Source organism: Micromonospora sp. WMMD980 (assembly GCF_029626035.1).
GTDB lineage: Bacteria > Actinomycetota > Actinomycetes > Mycobacteriales > Micromonosporaceae > Micromonospora.
Genome location: NZ_JARUBE010000003.1, coordinates 4,289,958 through 4,307,478 on the forward strand (window position 1 = coordinate 4,289,958; position 17,521 = coordinate 4,307,478).

Annotated in this window: 14 protein-coding genes; 6 read left to right on the forward strand and 8 right to left on the reverse strand. The window is 73.8% G+C overall.

All coding sequences use genetic code 11. The annotated features are described in order from the left end of the window. Window positions 1–117 precede the first annotated feature (117 nt). Together O7618_RS20095 and O7618_RS20100 are read right to left on the reverse strand one after the other, a co-directional pair. Window positions 118–2,613: a bifunctional FO biosynthesis protein CofGH gene (locus O7618_RS20095; RefSeq protein WP_278107650.1), complete on the reverse strand. Its 2,496-nt coding sequence runs from the start codon at window positions 2,611–2,613 to the stop codon at window positions 118–120. 137 nt (window positions 2,614–2,750) lie between these two features. Continuing rightward, on the reverse strand, window positions 2,751–3,785 hold the full coding sequence (locus O7618_RS20100) for a hypothetical protein (protein WP_278107651.1): 1,035 nt from the start codon (window positions 3,783–3,785) through the stop codon (window positions 2,751–2,753). Window positions 3,786–3,884: 99 nt separating this feature from the next. On the opposite strand from O7618_RS20100, the gene cofD reads away from it, so the two are divergent. Then, the gene (gene cofD / locus O7618_RS20105; RefSeq protein WP_278107652.1) at window positions 3,885–4,832 is read left to right on the forward strand and encodes a 2-phospho-L-lactate transferase; all 948 of its coding nucleotides are present in this window, start codon (window positions 3,885–3,887) and stop codon (window positions 4,830–4,832) included. Continuing rightward, on the forward strand, window positions 4,829–5,914 hold the full coding sequence (locus tag O7618_RS20110; RefSeq protein ID WP_278107653.1) for a coenzyme F420-0:L-glutamate ligase: 1,086 nt from the start codon (window positions 4,829–4,831) through the stop codon (window positions 5,912–5,914). The genes cofD and O7618_RS20110 overlap by 4 nt, the downstream gene beginning before the upstream one ends. Before the next feature lie 28 nt (window positions 5,915–5,942). Here the strand turns inward: O7618_RS20110 and O7618_RS20115 are convergent, their stop codons facing one another. Further along, window positions 5,943–6,941: a helix-turn-helix domain-containing protein gene (locus O7618_RS20115; protein WP_278107654.1), complete on the reverse strand. Its 999-nt coding sequence runs from the start codon at window positions 6,939–6,941 to the stop codon at window positions 5,943–5,945. A gap of 270 nt (window positions 6,942–7,211) precedes the next feature. Here O7618_RS20115 and O7618_RS20120 point away from each other — a divergent pair, with 270 nt between their 5' ends. Next, complete coding sequence (locus tag O7618_RS20120; protein WP_278107655.1) at window positions 7,212–7,790, forward strand: NUDIX hydrolase; 579 nt, start codon at window positions 7,212–7,214, stop codon at window positions 7,788–7,790. A gap of 31 nt (window positions 7,791–7,821) precedes the next feature. Here the strand turns inward: O7618_RS20120 and O7618_RS20125 are convergent, their stop codons facing one another. Further along, entirely contained in the window at window positions 7,822–8,913 is a 1,092-nt protein-coding gene (locus O7618_RS20125) for a sugar phosphate nucleotidyltransferase (protein ID WP_278107656.1), read from the reverse strand. A gap of 55 nt (window positions 8,914–8,968) precedes the next feature. Beyond that, window positions 8,969–10,114 (reverse strand): glycosyltransferase family 1 protein, encoded by a 1,146-nt coding sequence (locus O7618_RS20130; RefSeq protein WP_278107657.1) that lies wholly within the window; start codon window positions 10,112–10,114, stop codon window positions 8,969–8,971. A gap of 150 nt (window positions 10,115–10,264) precedes the next feature. Here O7618_RS20130 and O7618_RS20135 point away from each other — a divergent pair, with 150 nt between their 5' ends. After that, entirely contained in the window at window positions 10,265–10,954 is a 690-nt protein-coding gene (locus O7618_RS20135) for a TIGR03089 family protein (protein WP_278107658.1), read from the forward strand. 112 nt (window positions 10,955–11,066) lie between these two features. On the opposite strand, the gene O7618_RS20140 is transcribed toward O7618_RS20135, so the two are convergent. After that, window positions 11,067–13,037 carry an acetoacetate--CoA ligase gene (locus O7618_RS20140; RefSeq protein WP_278107659.1) on the reverse strand — a complete coding sequence of 657 codons (1,971 nt, stop codon included), beginning with the start codon at window positions 13,035–13,037 and terminating at the stop codon, window positions 11,067–11,069. Between the two features lie 302 nt (window positions 13,038–13,339). Further along, on the reverse strand, window positions 13,340–13,855 hold the full coding sequence (locus O7618_RS20145) for a hotdog domain-containing protein (RefSeq protein WP_278107660.1): 516 nt from the start codon (window positions 13,853–13,855) through the stop codon (window positions 13,340–13,342). A gap of 23 nt (window positions 13,856–13,878) precedes the next feature. Here O7618_RS20145 and O7618_RS20150 point away from each other — a divergent pair, with 23 nt between their 5' ends. Continuing rightward, on the forward strand, window positions 13,879–14,532 hold the full coding sequence (locus O7618_RS20150; RefSeq protein WP_278107661.1) for a hypothetical protein: 654 nt from the start codon (window positions 13,879–13,881) through the stop codon (window positions 14,530–14,532). A gap of 57 nt (window positions 14,533–14,589) precedes the next feature. On the opposite strand, the gene O7618_RS20155 is transcribed toward O7618_RS20150, so the two are convergent. Beyond that, window positions 14,590–15,753: an acyl-CoA dehydrogenase family protein gene (locus tag O7618_RS20155; protein WP_278107662.1), complete on the reverse strand. Its 1,164-nt coding sequence runs from the start codon at window positions 15,751–15,753 to the stop codon at window positions 14,590–14,592. 242 nt (window positions 15,754–15,995) lie between these two features. Between O7618_RS20155 and O7618_RS20160 the strand changes: the two genes are divergently transcribed. Continuing rightward, window positions 15,996–17,423 (forward strand): UDP-glucose/GDP-mannose dehydrogenase family protein, encoded by a 1,428-nt coding sequence (locus tag O7618_RS20160; RefSeq protein ID WP_278107663.1) that lies wholly within the window; start codon window positions 15,996–15,998, stop codon window positions 17,421–17,423. The last annotated feature ends 98 nt before the right edge of the window (window positions 17,424–17,521 follow it).

Sequence of the window (17,521 nt, forward strand, 5' to 3'; positions counted from 1 at the left end):
CAGGGGCCGGGCACCCGGACGCCGCCGGATCCCCGGGCTGGGGTCACCGGCGGCGGTCCTCGCCGCAACCGCCGCCGGCATCCACAGGTACGGCGCGGCGCGGGGAAAGGTTCGACGTCAGGCGGCGGTGTGACCGTACGCGGTCGTCCGCTTGCGGAACGGTCGCCCGGCCGCCTCGGCGATGGCCCGCAACTGCTCCTCGGTACGCGCCGAACCGTTGCCCGACCCGGCCATCCGGGAGATGGTCTCCTCCATCAGCGTGCCGCCGAGGTCGTTGCAGCCACCACGCAGCATCTCCACCGTGCCGGCGTCGCCGAGCTTCACCCAGGAGCACTGGATGTTGTCGATCCGGCCGTGCAGCAGCAGGCGGGCCATCGCGTGCACCACCCGGTTCTCCCGCCAGGTCGGCCCCGGCCGGGCGATGCCGGCCAGGTAGATCGGCGCGTTGGTGTGCACGAACGGCAGCGCCACGAACTCGGTGAACCCGCCGGTGCGGTCCTGCACCCCGGCCAGCACCCGGAAGTGGGCCAACCACTGCCCGGGGTGGTCGACGTGGCCGTACATCATCGTGGAGCTGGACCGGATGCCCAGCTCGTGGGCCGTGCTGACCACCTCGACCCAGGCGGCGGCCGGCAGTTTGCCCTTGGTGAGCACCCAGCGCACGTCGTCGTCGAGGATCTCGGCGGCGGTGCCCGGGATGGTGTCCAGGCCCGCCTCCCGCAGCATGCCCAGCCACTCCCGCACCGGCACGCCCGCCTTCGCGGCCGCGGTGACGATCTCCATCGGGGAGAACGCGTGCACGTGCAGCCCCGGCACCCGCGCCTTGATCGCCCGGACGATGTCGGCGTAGCCGGTCACCGGCATCTTCGGGTCGATGCCGCCCTGGAGGCAGACCTCGGTGGCGCCCGTCGCCCACGCCTCCTCGGCCCGGTCGGCGACCTGCTCCAGGGACAGCCGGAACGCGTCCGCGTCGCTCTCCCGCTGCGCGAACGCGCAGAACCGGCAGCCCACGTAGCAGACGTTGGTGAAGTTGATGTTCCGGTTGACCACGTACGTCACGTCGTCGCCGACCGCGTCGCGGCGCGCGTCGTCGGCGAGCCGGCACAGCTCGTCCAGCGCCGGCCCGTCCGCGCCGAACAGGGCCAGCGCCTTCGCCTCGTGCGCCGGCGCCAGCAACGCCGCCGGGTCGTGCGCCGCCAGGTTCAGCCCCGCGCGCAGGTCGCCGTCCGTGCCGCCGGTCGCGGGATCGCCGGCCGGATACCTGACCTTGTTGGCCACCTCGGACCAGTCGCCGTAGACGCTGTCGAAGTCGCCCCGCCGGTCCTCGGTCCGGCCGGTGACGTCGATGGTGGCGTGCAGGTCCGTGCGACCGCCGAAGACCTCCTCCGGCTCCTGCCAGGGCCGGCCCACCGGGCGGGCCTCCTCGACCGCCAGGCCGGTGACCGGATCGGCGAGCGCGGTCACGTGCGGCAGCAGGCGCGGATCCAGCCACGGCCCGCCGGCGCGCACGTACTCCGGGTAGACGGTCAGCCGCTCGCGCAGCGTGAACCCGGCAGCGGCGGTACGCGCGGCCAACTCGTCGAGCTGCGGCCACGGCCGCTCCGGGTTGACGTGGTCCGGCGTCACCGGCGAGACGCCGCCCCAGTCGTCGATGCCGGCACGCAGCAGCAGGTCGTACTCGCCGGCGATCAGGTTCGGCGGCGCCTGGATGCGGGCCTTCGGGCCGAGCAGCACCCGGGCCACCGCCACGGTCGCGGCCAGGTCGTGCAGCTCCGCGTCCGGCATGCCGCGCATCGCGGTGTCCGGCTTGGCGCGGAAGTTCTGCACGATCACCTCCTGGAGGTGGCCGTACTCCCGCATGGCCCGGCGGATCGCGAACAGCGCGTCGGCCCGCTCGACGCCGGTCTCGCCGATGCCGATCAGGATGCCCGTGGTGAACGGCACGCCGACCCGGCCGGCGTCGTCGAGCACCCGCAGGCGGACCGCGGGCTCCTTGTCCGGCGAGCCGAAGTGTGGGCCGCCCGGCTCCGACCAGAGCCGGGTCGAGGTGGTCTCCAGCATCATGCCCATGCTCGGCGCGACCGGCTTGAGCCGCTGCAACTCCGACCAGGAGAGCACGCCGGGGTTGAGGTGCGGCAGCAGGCCGGTTTCCTCCAGCACGGCCACCGCGCAGGCGCGCAGGTAGTCGAGCGTGGAGTCGTACCCGCGCTCGTCCAGCCACCGCCGGGCCGCCGGCCACCGCTCCTCGGGCCGGTCGCCGAGCGTGAACAACGCCTCCTTGCAGCCCTGCGCGGCGCCCTCGCGGGCGATCGCCAGCACCTCGTCGCGTTCCAGGTAGGCGGCCGGCAACCGGTGCGGCACGGTGGCGAACGTGCAGTAGTGGCAGCGGTCCCGGCAGAGCCGGGTCAGCGGCACGAAGACCTTCTTGGAGTACGTCACCACGCCCGGCCGGCCGGCGTCCCGCAGCCCGGCGTCGCGGATGCCACCGGCGACGTGGAGTAGCTCGTCGAGGGCCTCGCCGCGCGCGGTGAGCAGCGCGGCCGCCTCGTCCGTGTCCAGTGCCCGGCCGGTGGCGGCGCGGCCGAGCGCCCGCCGCACGCTCGCATCAACCATCGGCTCAGCCTATGCACCCGCACGGGGTGCAAGGAGGGGCCCCCTCTTAACGCCTCCGGTAGAGGAGGGGGCCCCGCTTAACACTTCGCGCCGGCCTGGGCGGGCGGCGGCGGTCCGCCGCCCGCCCGCCGGCCGGGTCACCGGGGCTGGTTCGGGTCCTCGCGGTCGAAGCGTTGGGTGCGCTCGTCGTCGCCCGGGGACGCCTGCTGGCCCGGCTCGGCGGACTGGCGCGGGATCGCCTGGGTCGGGTCGGCCGACGGCGGCTGGCCGAAGGGCGGCGCCGGCGGCGGAGCGCCGAACCGAGGTGCCTCGGACTGCTGGCCACCGAACGGCGGGGCGCTGGACGGCGGGGAGCCGAACTGCGGGCCGGGTTGCCCGGAGCCGAACTGCGGGCCGGGCTGGGCCCCCGGCGGCGGGGAGCCGAACGGCGGGGCCGACTGCGGGGCGTGCGGCGGCGCGGTGTTGAACGGCGGGGCCGACTGCGGCTGGCCGTACGGGCCGGCCTGCGGCCAGCCGGGCTGCGCCGGCGCGCCCCCGTGCGGGTAGCCCGCCGGGGCCTGGCCGGGCTGCGGGGGCACGCCGGCCGGCGGGTAGCCACCGGGCGCCGGGTATCCGCCGGGCTGGCCGGGCTGCTGCGGCCAGCCCGGCTGGGCCTGACCGTAGACGCCGGGCTGCGGCTTGGGCTTCGGCACGTAGTAGAGCGTGCGCCAGATCTTGAACACCACGTACGCGGCGACCGCGAAGATCGCCAGCCAGGCCACCCGGGTGAGCAGGCCGAGGAACGCGTCGAGCACCTCGCCGTCGGCGAGCCGGCCGACCAGCCAGGCCAGGAACGTCAGCGCGCCGAAGGCGGCGGAGAACGCGTACTCGCCGAACGCGACCTGGGTGATCAGTTTCGCCTTCGGCAGCACCGGGCGGACGTGGGTGGCGAGCAGGACGGCCAGCAGCGGCAGGACCGTCGCCTCCAGCCCGACGAAGGTGAAGAAGGCGCTGCCCGCCCGGCCGCTGAACGTGCTGTAGTCGTCGGCCGGCACCAGCAGGCGCAGCAGGCCGACGAAGAGCAGCACGGCGTTCGCGCCGAGCAGGACGAGCGCGGCCAGTTCGCGTAGCGGTTTGGTCAGTTGGCTGGCCTGCGCGGCGTCGCCGGACGCGGGCTCGGCGGGGCTGGTCACGAACTCCCCCAGGGGACGAAAGCGGACAGTTGGCGAAGTGAGCCTAGTCTCTCCGGCCATCGGGCGATCGACGGCGGCACGTGCGGAAGGATGGACGGCATGCGCATCGTGGTACTGACCGGCGGCATCGGGGGCGCCCGCTTCCTGCTCGGCGTCCGGGCGTACGCCCGGGAGGTGGGCGCCGAGGTGACCGCCGTGGTCAACGTCGGCGACGACCTGCTGCTGCACGGCCTGAAGGTCTGCCCCGACCTGGACAGCGTGCTCTACACGCTCGGCGGTGGCGCCGACCCGGAACGTGGCTGGGGTCGGGTCGGCGAGACCTGGACCGTCAAGTCCGAGCTGGCCGCCTACGGGGCCGAGCCGAGCTGGTTCGGGCTGGGCGACAAGGATCTCGCCACCCATCTGGTGCGCACCACGATGCTCAACGCGGGCTATCCGCTGTCGCAGGTCACCGAGGCGCTGGCCGCCCGCTGGCAACCGGGCGTACGCCTGCTGCCGGCCACCGACGAGCGCCTGGAGACCCACGCGGTCATCGAAGACGACCAGGGGCGGCGGGCGATCCACTTCCAGGAGTGGTGGGTGCGGTACCGGGCCGACGTGGCGACGCACCAGTTCGTGTTCGTCGGCGCGGACGCGGCGAAGCCCGCCCCCGGCGTGGTCGAGGCGATCGGGGCGGCGGACGTGGTGCTGATCGCGCCCAGCAACCCGGTGGTCAGCATCGCGCCGGTGCTGGCCGTGCCCGGCCTGCGCGACGCGGTGGCCGGCGGCCCGGCCCCGGTCGTCGGGGTGTCGCCGATCATCGGCGGCGCGCCGGTGCGCGGCATGGCCGACAGGTGTCTGGCCGTGCTCGGCGTCGAGTGCAGCGCGGCGGGGGTGGGCGGCCTCTACGGCGGTCGGTCGGCCGGCGGGCTGCTCGACGGCTGGCTGGTCGCCCCGGAGGACGCGGGGGCCGTGGTGCCGGACGTGCCGGTCGCCTCGGCGCCGCTGCGGATGACCGACGAGGCGGCGACCGCCGCGATGGTGCGTGCCGCGCTGGAGTTGATGTGAGGCTGGAGATCCTGCCGGTGCGGGGCATCGGCCACGTGACCGAGGGCGACGACCTGGCGGCGCTGATCGCCGGCGCGGCCCCCTGGCTGCGCGACGGCGACGTGCTGGTGGTCACCAGCAAGATCGTGTCGAAGGCGGAGGGCCGGCTGGTCGACGTGCCGGCGGACGGCCCGGAGCGCCTCGCCGAGCGGGACCGGGTGCTGGCGACGGAGACGGCCCGGGTGGTCGCGACCCGGGGCGCGACCCGGATCGTGCAGACCCACCACGGGTTCGTGATGGCCTCGGCCGGCATCGACGCGTCCAACGTGGACAAGACGCGGCTGGTACTGCTGCCGGTCGACCCGGACGCCTCCGCCCGCGCCCTGCGGGCCGCGCTGCGCGACCGGTTCGGCCTGGACGTCGCGGTCATCGTCAGCGACACCATGGGCCGCCCGTGGCGCAACGGTCTCACCGACGTGGCGCTCGGGGTGGCCGGCATGCCGGCGATCCGCGACCACCGGGGCGAGGTCGATCCCTACGGCAACGAACTCCAGCTCACCCAGATGGCCGTGGTCGACGAGCTGGCCGGCGCCGGCGAGCTGATCAAGGGCAAGTGCGACCAGGTTCCGGTCGCGGTCGTCCGCGGTTATCTCGACGCGACCCGCGACGACGACGAGGGCGCCCGGACGCTGGTCCGGGACGCCTCGCTGGACCTCTTCTCGCGGGGCACCGCCGAGGCGCGCGCCGACGGCCTGCGCGCGGCGGCCCTCCTCGCCGACGGCACCGGCGCGGCGCCGGCCGACCCGGCCGCGGTGGACCGGGCGATCGCCGCGGTCGCCGAGGTGGTCGCCTCCGGCACGGTCTTCACCCACGTGACCGACCGGGAGGTACGCGAGGGGCTCGCCGCCAGCGTGCCCGACTGGCCGGCCACCGCGACCGACCTGGTGCTCGGCGCGGCGCCGACGCCCGTCGACCGGGCGGATCTGGTCCGGTTCGGCGCGGACCTGCAACGCCTGCGCACCGCGCTGGCCGCCGAGGGTGTCGCCTCGACCCTGCTGCCGCCCCCGGCGGGCACCACCGCCAGCGCCACGCTGGCGCTCTGACCGCGTTCCGAGCCGCCCGGCGGGCGGGTCAGGCGTCGAGGACCGCGCGGCCCAGCGGCGTCAGCGTGTGCAGCACCGTGTTGCGGTCGCGGTTGCTGACCAGCAGCCCGGCGTTGCGCAGCACGGCGGTGTGCTGGCTGGCCGCGGCGGCGGAGATGTGCAGCCGACGGGCCATCTCGCCGGTGGTGCAGCCCTCGTCGGCGACCTGGAGCACGGCCGCGCGGGTGCGCCCGAGCAGCGCGGCGAGCGCCTCCCGCTGGGCGGCGTCGCTCTCCCGGCCACCGCCGGCCTCCGGGGTGAGGCCGCCGAGCCGGTCGACCGGATAGACCAGCACCGGGGGCAGGCTCGGGTCGAGCAGCGCCACCGGCGTGCGGGAGCAGAAGAACGACGGGACGAGCAGCAGCCCCCGGCCGTCCAGGTGCAACTCGCGGGTGTCCGGGTAGTCGAGCACCTCGAGCACCCCGTCGGCCCAGCGCATGGCCGGCTTCAGGCTGGCCAACAGACCCTCGGCGCCGCCGTCGAGCATGGCCCGGGCACGACGGGACCGGTCCGCCTCGACGGCGGCCTGGACCCGGGCCCAGTACGGCGTCACCGCCAACTCCTGGTAGCGCGCCATGGTTTCGGTGAGATCCTGGAGCACCTCGGGCTCGCCCCGGGCGAGCGCGCTCGCCGACGGCGGCAGCGCGGTCTCCCCGGCGAGCACGGTCAGGTCGCGGCGCAGCATGCCGAGCGGGGTGCCGCGGACCGCCTCCAGGCCGGCCTCGAAGCCCTCCCGGCTGGCGGAGGGGGTGAGGAAGTCCGGGAAGTAGCCGCGCGGCGGGTTGAGCGCGAGGAGCAGTCGGTAGCGCTCGGCGCCGGTGTCGGTGCGCAGGCCCCGCGCCACGCCGCGCCGCCAGGTCGTCAACAGTGGATCGCGGCCGCGCCCTTGGAGCAGGTGCAGACTGAGGACCAACTCCCAGAGCGGGTCCGCGGCCGGGGCGACCCGGGTCCGCAGGATGTCCTCGCTCGAGAAAATGATCTTCAACATGGAGCACTCCCGGGTGGACGGCGGATGTGCCCGCCACCCCTGGCACTTTACCCGGCGGTACTAATCTCCATCTTTAAGCGTGACGTGAAAGACCTCGACGCCGGAACTCAGGTTCGGCAGACTCTCAAGTGCCCGCCGACGCCGGGGCGCAGTGTCGACCCGGTCGCCGGCCGACGGGCGTGGCCGGACGGCACCACGAGGGTCTGCGGATTCGTTCCGCAGGGGTGCCGTCCGGCCCTCGCTCATCCGCGCGCTCGTAGAGTTGTCCGGGTGCCCGACACCGATCTCGCCACGTACGCCCACCTGCACGCCGACGCCGTCGCGGAGCTGAGCCGCTGGACGGCGACCAGCCCGGCGGCCGCCGCCAACGCCGACCGCACCCTGGCGCTGCTGGCCGCCGGCCCGGTGGCGATGAGCCGCGGGCACCGGCCCGGGCACGTCACCGCGAGCGCGTTGGTCCTCGACCCGACCGGCGGCCGGGTGCTGCTCTGCCTGCACCGCAAGCTGCGCCGGTGGGTGCAGCTCGGCGGCCACTGCGAGCCGGGCGACCGGACCCTCGCCGGCGCCGCCCTGCGCGAGGCCACCGAGGAGTCCGGGATCGCCGGCCTGACCCTGGACCCGACGCCGATCGACGTCGACGTCCACCCGGTCGCCTGCCAGGGCGGCTCCCTGCACTACGACGTCCGGTACGCGGTCTTCGCCCCGGCCGGGGCGATCGAACGGACCAGCGACGAGTCCGAGGCGCTCGGCTGGTTCCCGCCGGACCGGCTGCCGGAGCCGCTCGCCGACGGCACCGCACACCTGGTGGCGCCGGCACTCACCGCGCTGGCCCGCCGCGCCGACGGCTGAACGTCCCGCGCCGGCCCGACGGGCGCCCGGCTCAGACCAGGCCCTCCTCGCCACGCTCCTTGAGCTGGTCCACGACCTTCTTCACGTCCTGCGCCCGCTCGCGCGGGCAGACCAGCACCGCGTCCGGGGTGTCCACCACGATCAGGTCGTGCACACCGACCGTGGCGACCAGCCGGCCGGAGTGCGGCACCACCACGGTGCCCGTGGTGTCGTGCAGCAGCACGCCCGGCTTCGCGTCCCCGCCGAGCACCACGTTGCCGGCCGCGTCGGCCGGGAGCACCTCGCCGAGGGTGTGGAAGTCGCCGACGTCGTTCCAGCCGAAGTCGCCGGGCACGGTCGCCACCCGGCCGGCGGTGGCCGCGCCCTCCATCACCGCGTAGTCGACCGAGATCTTCGGCAGCGTCGGCCACACCGTGCCGAGCACGTCGTCCTGCTCCGGGGTGCCCCAGGCCGCCGCGATGGCCGTGATCCCGGCGTGCAACGCCGGCTGCTGGCGGGCCAGCTCGGTCAGGAAGACGTCCACCCGCCAGACGAACATGCTCGCGTTCCACAGGTGCCGGCCCGAACGGAGGTAGCCCTCGGCCACCTCGGCCGCGGGCTTCTCCTTGAACTCGCGGACCGGTCGCAGCGGCCCGCCGTCCACCGGGTCGCCGGTCTCCAGATAGCCGTAGCCGGTCTCCGGCCGGGTCGGGGTGATGCCGACCGTCATCAGCAGCCCCCGCTCGGCGCCGCGGATCGCCTCCCGCACCACAGCGGCCAGGCGGTCCGCGTCGCCGATCAGGTGGTCGGCCGCGAACGAGCCCATCACCGCGTCCGGGGCGCGGTCGGCGATCACCGCGGCGGCCAGCGCGATGGCCGCGCACGAGTCCCGTGGGGAGGGCTCCACCAGCACGTTCTCCTCCGGCAGGCCAGCCAGTTGCCGGGCCACCGCCGCGGCGTGCGCGGCTCCGGTGACCACGAGCGTGCGCTCCGGCGTGGTCAGCGGCGCCAACCGGTCGACCGTGGCCTGCAACAGCGAGGCGGGGGTGCCGGTCAGCGGGTGGAGGAACTTGGGATGGCCGGCGCGGGACAGCGGCCACAACCTTGTGCCGCTGCCGCCCGCCGGGATGACGGCGTAGAACATCAGCACATCATGCCCGAAGCGGGCGAGCCCCCACGGCGCGTCGGCGGCGCGCCGCTCAGGAACGTGCCCGCCGCCAGGCGGCGATGTGCACCTCGGCGCTGGACTCCCAGGTGAACTCCTTGGCCCGGTCGAAGCCCGCCTTGGCGAGGGAGAGCCGCCGCTGCTCGTCGTCGAGCAGCGCGGCCAGGTCGGTGGCGATCTGGTCCGGGTCCTCGCTGGTGTAGGCCACGGCGTCGCCACCGACCTCGGGCAGGGAGAGCCGCGGCGTGGTGAGCACCGGCGCCGCGCAGGCCATCGCCTCCAGGATCGGCAGCCCGAAGCCCTCGCCGTAGGACGGGTAGGCGGCGACCAGCGCCCCGCCGAGGAACCCGGGCAGGTCGGCGTAGCGCAGGTAGCCGGGGCGGAGCAGCCGCAGGTGCGACGGCACCTCGGCCACCGCGCGGTCGATGTCGTCGTCGTGGCCCTGGCCACCGGCCACCACCAGCACCGGCGGGTTGGGCCGGTCGGCCACCGCCCGGGCCCAGCCGCGGATCAGGTTGGGTACGTTCTTGCGCGGCTCCTTGGCGCCCAGGAACGCGATGTAGCTGTTGTCGCCCAGCCCCAGGCGGGCCCGGACCCGCGCCTTCTCCTCGTCGCCCGGGGCGTGGAAGGCGGCCTGGTCGACGCCGTGGTAGGCCACGTCGATCCGGGTCGGGTCGGCGTCCAGCAGCCGGATCAGCTCGTCGCGGGTGGCCTTGCTCGGCACGATCACCCGGGCGGCGCGGCGCAGCGAGGTCTTGATCGCGCTGCGGAAGAACGTCCGGCGGGACTTGTCGTAGTGCTCCGGCTCGGTGAAGAACGTCGCGTCGTGCACGGTCACCGTCACCGGACAACCGGCCCGCAGCGGGCAGGTGTAGAACGGCGAGTGCAGCACCTCCGCGCCGACCTGCTGGGCCAGCAGCGGCAGGCCGGTCTGCTCCCAGGCGAGCCGTGCCGGCCGGTGCGCCACCGCCGCCGGCGCGGGGATGATCTCGGCGCCGGGCAGCATCCGGGTGTAGCGCTCCAGGTCGGTGCGCAGGCTCACCACGGCCAGGTCGACGCCGTCGCCGCAGACCCGGCCGAGCGCGCCGAGCAGGCCGTCGACGTATCTACCGACGCCGCCGCGATCGGCGGGGACACTCGTGGCGTCGATGAGAACGCGGGGCGGGCGACCGGCGGTCACGGGGCGACTCCTCAGGTGGCGCGGTTGTGGGCAAGAACACTGTCGGCAAGCCTACGCCGGGCGGGGTGTCCGACGCTGACTGCGACCCGACGGTACGCCGACTTGTCGTTGTCATCGAGTACGCAGCCGGGGCGCGTATCGTTCGCGCCGATGGCCGACAACATTGCCCGGGTGTTCGCCGACGCGATCGCGTCCGACCCCACCCGACCACTGCTGACCTGGTATGACGACGCCACCGGCGAACGCACCGAGCTCTCCGGCGCGACGCTGGCGAACTGGGTGGCGAAGACCGCCAACCTGCTCGTGGACGAGGCCGGCTGCGCACCCGGCGATCCGGCCGGTGTGTTGCTGCCGCCGCACTGGCAGACCGCCGCGGTGCTGCTCGGCTGCTGGTCGGCGAAGCTCACCGTGGCCGACGCCCCGGCTCCGGTGGAGGTGCTGTTCACCGCCGTCGACCGGGTCGACGAGGCGGGCCGGTGGCCGGCCGGCGAGCGGTACGCGCTGGCGCTGGACCCGTTCGCGCTGCCGATGCGTCAGGTGCCCGCCGGGTGCGTCGACTTCGTGAGCGCGGTCCGCGGGCACGGTGACCACTTCACCCCGTACCCCGAGCCTGGTGAGGGCGACGCGGCGCTGCTGGCCCGCGCGGAGGCCCGCGCCGCGGAGCTGGGCATCGGCCCCGGCGACCGCCTCCTGGTCGACGTGACCCGGCACCCCGACCTGGTCGACTGGCTGCTCACCCCACTCGCCGCCGGCGCCAGCGTGGTGGCCTGCGCCCACCCGGACTCGACCCGCCTGGGCTCCCGCGCCGAAACCGAGAAGACCACCCACACCCTCCCCTGAACCCACCCCCACCCTCCCCGCGATCTTGCACCTGCCGCCCCACTCTCGGGGCGTTCACCCCTTTCGTCGGCGCAGAAACCGCAAGATCGGGCAGGAGGGGGCGGGGGCAGGGTCAGGAAGGATGGCGCTGTCGGGCCAGGGCGGCGAAGGCCGTCAGGGACTCGGGGTTGGCCAGGGCGCCCCTGGCCGCGGCGCGGTCGACCGGGGTGCCCGTCAGAATCTTCTTGACCGGGACCTCGAGCTTCTTCGCGCTGAGCGTGCGGGGCACGGCGCGGACCTGGTGGATCTCGTCCGGCACGTGCCGGGGCGACAGGGCGGTACGCAGCTCGCGGCAGATCTTCTTCCGCATCTCGTCGTCCAACTCCAGTCCGTCGGCGAGCACCACGAACAGCAGCAACTCTCCCGCGCCGCCCTCGTCGTCCTCCAGGTGCACCACCACCGAGTCGACCACCTCGTCGAGGCCCTCCACCACGGAATAGAACTCGGCCGTGCCGAGCCGCACCCCGCCCCGGTTCAGCGTGGCGTCGGAGCGGCCGGTGATGACGCAGCCGCCACGCTCGTTCACCGTGATCCAGTCGCCGTGCCGCCACACCCCGGGATAGACCTCGAAATACGCCTCCCGGTAGCGGGCGCCGTCCGGATCGTTCCAGAACCCGACCGGCATGCTCGGCATCGGCTCGGTGATCACCAGCTCGCCGAGCTGGCCGATGACCGCCGAACCGTCGGCGGCGCGAGCCTCCACCTTCGCGCCCAGCGCCCGGCAGGCGATCTCCCCGGCGTGCACCGGCAGCAACGGCACCCCGCCGACGAAGCCGGTGCAGACGTCCGTGCCGCCGGAGAGCGACTGGAGCTGGAGCTGGTCGCCGACGTTCTCGTACACCCAGGTGAAACCCTCGGCGGGCAGCGGCGCGCCGGTCGAGCCGAGGCCACGCAGCGCGGACAGGTCGGCGACCTCCCGCGGCACCAGCCCGGCCTTGCGGCAGGCCAGCAGGAACGGGGCCGAGGTGCCGAAGTAGGTGGTGCCGGTCTCCGCCGCCAGCCGCCACAGCGCGCCCAGGTCCGGGTGGCCCGGGTTGCCGTCGAACAGCACGATCGCCGCGCCCACCGCCGGCCCGGAAACCAGGAAGTTCCACATCATCCAGCCGGTGGTGGTGAACCACAGGAACCGGTCCGCCGGGCCCAGGTCGTGGTGCAGCGCCAGCATCTTCAGGTGCTCCAGCAGGATGCCGCCGTGCCCGTGCACGATCGGCTTCGGCAGGCCCGTGGTGCCGGAGGAGTAGAGCACGTAGAGCGGGTGGTCGAACGGCACCGGGGTGAAGGCCGCCGGCTCGTCGGTCTCCGCCGCCAGCTCCGCCCACGGCAGCGCGCCGTCGGGGGCCGGGCCGTCCGGGTCGAGGTACCCGATCGCGACGGTGTGCCGCAGCGACGGCAGCGCGGCCCGGATCGCGGCCACCTCGGCGCGCCGGTCGACCGGCTTGTCGCCGTAGCGGTAGCCGTCCACCGCCACCAGCACCGACGGCTCGATCTGCTGCCAGCGGTCGGTGACGCTGCGGGTGCCGAACTCGGGCGCGCAGGACGAGAAGATCGCGCCCAGGCTCGCGGTGGCGAGCAGCAGGACGTACGTCTCCGAGATGTTCGGCGCGTACGCCGCCACCCGGTCGCCGGGACCCACGCCGAGCCGGCGCAGGCCGGCGGCCACCCGGCGGACCCGGTCACGCAGCTCCGCCACGGTGAGCGTCTCCGGCGCGCGGGTCTGCCCGTGCGCGATCACCGCCGGGTCGTCGTCGCCGAGCCCCGGCATGCGCAGCACGTTCTCGGCGTAGTTGAGCGTCGCACCGGGGAACCAGCGGGCGCCGGGCATGGACCTCCCGGCCAGCGTCGCGGTCGGGCGCGTGTGTGCGAGCACCTGGAAGTAGTCCCAGATCGAGGACCAGAACGCGTCCAGGTCGGTCACCGACCACTGCCACAGCGCGTCGTAGTCGGCGAACTCCAGCCCCCGGTGCTCGGTCAGCCAGCGCAGGTAGTCACCGATCCGGGACCGTTCACGCACGTCGGCCGGCGGCGTCCAGAGCACGTCACCCACAGTTCCACCCTCCCCTGGGGCCCGGCACGACACTGTGCATGGGCCGTGGCGCCATCTTGCCCTACCTCGTGCCGCCATTCTCCGCACCGGCCCCCGCCCACGGGGCGTGCCCACCCCACACCCCCCGCCCCTCACCCATGTGGGCCAGACGTAAGGAGGGGCCCCCTGTTAACGCATTCTGCATAACAAGGGGCCCCGCTTAACACCCCGCGCCCCGGCACGACGACGTCAGCGCGGGCCGGGCCGTCAAGCGGGGCGCGTAGCTCTACCGGAGGCGTTAAGAGGGGGCCCCTCCTTACGCTTCAGGCGGCGCGGTGGGCCTGGATGGCGCGGCGGCGGGCCAGGCGGTGGGCCCGCCGGATCTCCGCCTCGCGGAAGCGGCGCTCGTCCTCGGGCGTCTCGGGCAGCACCGGACGCACCGCGCGGGGCGCGCCGCCGACGTCCACTCCCACGAACACGAGGTATGCCGTGGCGACCCGCACCGGCTCGTCCTCGGCCGAGTCCCAGCGCTCGCCCACCACCCGCACCCCGACCTCCATCGAGGTGTTGCCGGTCCAGTTGACCTGGGCGTGCGCGTGCACCAGATCCCCCACCCGGACCGGCTCGGAGAAGACGATCTCGTCGATGGAGGCGGTGACCGCGGTGCCACCGCTGTGCCGGGCCGCCGCCGCGCCGGCCACGTCGTCGACGAACTTCATCAGTACCCCACCGTGCACGGTCCCGTACAGATTGACATCGACAGCGGTCATGATGCGACTCAGCGTGACGCGGGAGTACGAGGTCGGCTTACCCGGCGGCACCACGGGATGATCTGTCATGGCGAAAACGGTACGGTGCGCGGATGCGACATCTCTGGAGCTTCCTCGCCGGGTTGGTGGTGGCGCCCGTCACCTGGGTGCTCGTCACCCTCGGTCAGGACGGATCTGGGCGGACCGTCAACCGCTGGGTGGAGATCGGTACGTACAGCACCCCGAACCTGATCGAGCCGGCCGTCTACCTGGGCGTCGTCGGCGTCCTGCTCGGCCTGCTCGGCACGCTGCGATTCTCGCCGCTCGGCCCGCTGGTGGCGGGGCTGCTGCTGGTGGCCCCCTACGTCGGGCTGTTCGTCGCGCCGTTCACCGTGCGGGACCGGGTCCCCGACGACCTGAGGATGCTCGGTGACCCGCTGCCGCTGCGCCAGCCGCTGGACAACGGCACGCTGTTCCTCATCGGCATGCTGCTGCTGATGGCCGTCTTCAGCGCGGGGCGGTGGCGGCGTCGACCCGAGCCGCGTACGGACGGGGCGGAGCTGACCCCGGCCGTCACCCCGGTGGAGCACAAGCCGGCGCTCACCGACTGGCCCCCGCCCGGCCCGCCGAAGGACCCGGACACGGCCCCGCTCACACTGGCCTACCCGGAAAACCCCACCGAACCCCTGCCCCGTCGCACCGGCGGCGAGTCGCCGTGGTCCGCGCCCCCGCGCGGCACCAACCGGCCGGACGACGAGGGACGTTGACCAGCGCGGGCGGGCCGGGTCGACCCCGGCCCGCCCGCCCGAACGCCTCGGCGCCGGTCAGCCCTTGAGCAGCTGGCGGGCCATCACGATGCGCTGCACCTGGTTGGTGCCCTCGTAGATCTGCGTGATCTTGGCGTCGCGCATCATCCGCTCGACCGGGTAGTCGCGGGTGTAGCCGTAGCCGCCGAGCAGCTGGACCGCGTCGGTGGTGATCTCCATGGCGGCGTCCGAGGCGAAGCACTTGGCGGCCGCACCGAAGTAGGTCAGGTCCGCGTCGCCCCGCTCGGACTTGCCGGCGGCGGCGTACGTGAGCTGCCGGGCCGCCTCCAGCTTCATGCCCATGTCGGCGAGCATGAACTGGACGCCCTGGAACTCGGCGACCGCCTTGCCGAACTGCTTGCGCTCCTGGATGTAGCCCTTGGCGTAGTCCAGCGCGCCCTGCGCGATGCCGATCGCCTGCGCCGCGATGGTGACCCGGGTGTGGTCCAGCGTCTGCATGGCGGTGGCGAAGCCGGTGCCTTCGGCGCCGATCATGCGGTCGGCCGGGATCCGGACGTTGTCGAGGTAGACCTCGCGGGTCGGCGAGCCCTTGATGCCGAGCTTCTTCTCCGGTGCCCCGAAGCTGACGCCCGGGTCGGACTTCTCGACCACGAAGGCGGAGATGCCCTTCGAGCGGGCTGTGGGATCGGTCACCGCGAAGACGGTGTAGAACTCGGAGACCCCGGCGTTGGTGATCCACCGCTTCACGCCGTTGAGCACCCAGTGGTCGCCGTCACGCACCGCCCTGGTGGTCATCGACGCGGCGTCGCTGCCCGCCTCCGGCTCGGAGAGGCAGTAGGAGAACATCGCGTCACCGGAGGCGACCGGCGTCAGGTATTTCCGCTTCAGTTCCTCGGAACCGGCCAGCAGCAGCGGCATCGTGCCCAGCTTGTTCACGGCCGGGATCAGCGAGGACGAGGCGCAGGCGCGGGCCACCTCCTCGATGACGATGGCCGTGGCGAGCGCGTCCGCGCCGGCGCCGCCGTATTCCACCGGGACGTGCGGGGCGTGGAAGTCGGCCGCCCGCAGCGCGTCGTAGGACGCCTTCGGGAACTCACCTGTCTCGTCCGCCTCGGTGGCATGCGGCGCCACCTTGGCCGCACAGACCTCACGGACCGCCTCCCGGATCGCCTCGTGCTCCTCCGGCAACCGGTAGACGTCGAACGACTGCTCTGCGGCCATGTCGGCCCTCCCCTTCCACCGCTATCATGCGCAGTCTGTGCCGCCCGGGGGTCGCCGACTGCCGCAGACTGAAGAATAGCCACCAGGCCCGACCGAACCCTACCGGCGGGTAGGCCCGCGACCGGACGTCGCCCGTCCGACCAACTACCCTCAAACAGAATCAGTCCCCTCGGTGCCCGGCCTAGGCGCCCCAGCAGATGCGACGCGAGGATGCGCCGCCAGCGCGAGCGGAGAAGACAGGCGTGACGATCCCGTACCCGAACTCCCAGCCGATGCCCGCCATCGCCGCGGTCACCCCGCCGTCGGGCTCGGCCCGGCCCCGGGTGACCTTCCTCGGCACCGGCTACCTCGGCGCGACGTACGCCATCTGCTACGCCGAGCTGGGTTACGAGGTGCTCGGCTTCGACGTCGACGCGGACAAGATCGCCAAGCTGAACGCGGGTGAGGTGCCGATCCACGAGCCCGGCCTCGACGAGCTGCTGCGGCGCAACCTGGCCGCCGGCCGGCTGCGGTTCAGCACCGACATCCAGGAGACCGCCGACTTCGGCGACGTGCACTTCATCTGCGTCGGCACCCCGCAGCGGGCCGACGGCATGGGCGCCGACCTGTCGTACGTCGAGGCGTCGGTGACCAACCTGGCCCAGCACCTGACCCGCAAGGCGCTGATCGTCGGAAAGTCCACCGTGCCGGTGGGCACCGCCGAGTGGGTGGAGCAGCTGGTCGGCAAGCACACCCCGACCGACCTCGGCGTCGAGGTGGCGTGGAGCCCCGAGTTCCTCCAGGAGGGCTTCGCCGTCGACGACGTGCTGCGCCCCAACCGGATCGTGGTCGGGGTCAAGAGCGAGTGGGCCAACGGCATGCTCTTCGCCGCCCACAAGGGCGTCTTCGACCTGGCCGCCACCGAGGACCGCGAGGTGCCCCTGGTGGTCACCGACTTCGCCACCGCCGAGCTGGTCAAGGTCGCCGCGAACGCGTTCCTGGCCACCAAGATCTCGTTCATCAACGCGATGGCCGAGGTCTGCGAGGCCGCCGGCGGCGACGTCACCCAGCTCGCCCGCTCGATCGGCTACGACCCGCGGATCGGCAACCGCTTCCTGCAGGCCGGGCTCGGCTTCGGGGGCGCCTGCCTGCCCAAGGACATCCGCGCCTTCCAGGCCCGCGCCCAGGAGCTGGGCGCCGGCGAGGCGCTGCGGTTCCTGCACGAGGTCGACCTGATCAACAATCGCCGACGCACCCGCGTGGTGCAGCTCGCCGCCGAACTGCTCGGCCGCCGGTCCGGCCCGGCCGGGCCGGACCTCTCCGGCACCCGGGTCGCCGTGCTGGGCGCCACTTTCAAGCCCAACACCGACGACGTACGCGACGCGCCCGCCCTCGCGGTGGCCGCGCTGCTCGGCAAGGCTGGTGCCGACGTGCACGTCTTCGACCCGCAGGGGATCGAGAACGCGCGTCGCGCGGTGCCCGGTCTGGCCTACGAGGACACCATGAACGACGCCGTCCAGGGCGCCGACCTGGTCTGCGTGCTCACCGAGTGGGCCGAGTTCCGCAACGCCGACCCGGTCGCCATGGGCGAGCTGGTCAACGGCCGCAAGGTCGTCGACGGGCGCAACTGCCTCGACTCCACACTGTGGACGCAGGCCGGCTGGGAGTACCGCGGCCTGGGCCGCCCCTGACCGATCGGCGCCGGACCGGCCGCCCCGGGGACCCCGCTCCCCGGTCGGCCGGTCCGTTTTTGTTGTCCGGAACGCGCCGGCAACTGTCGAAATCCCGG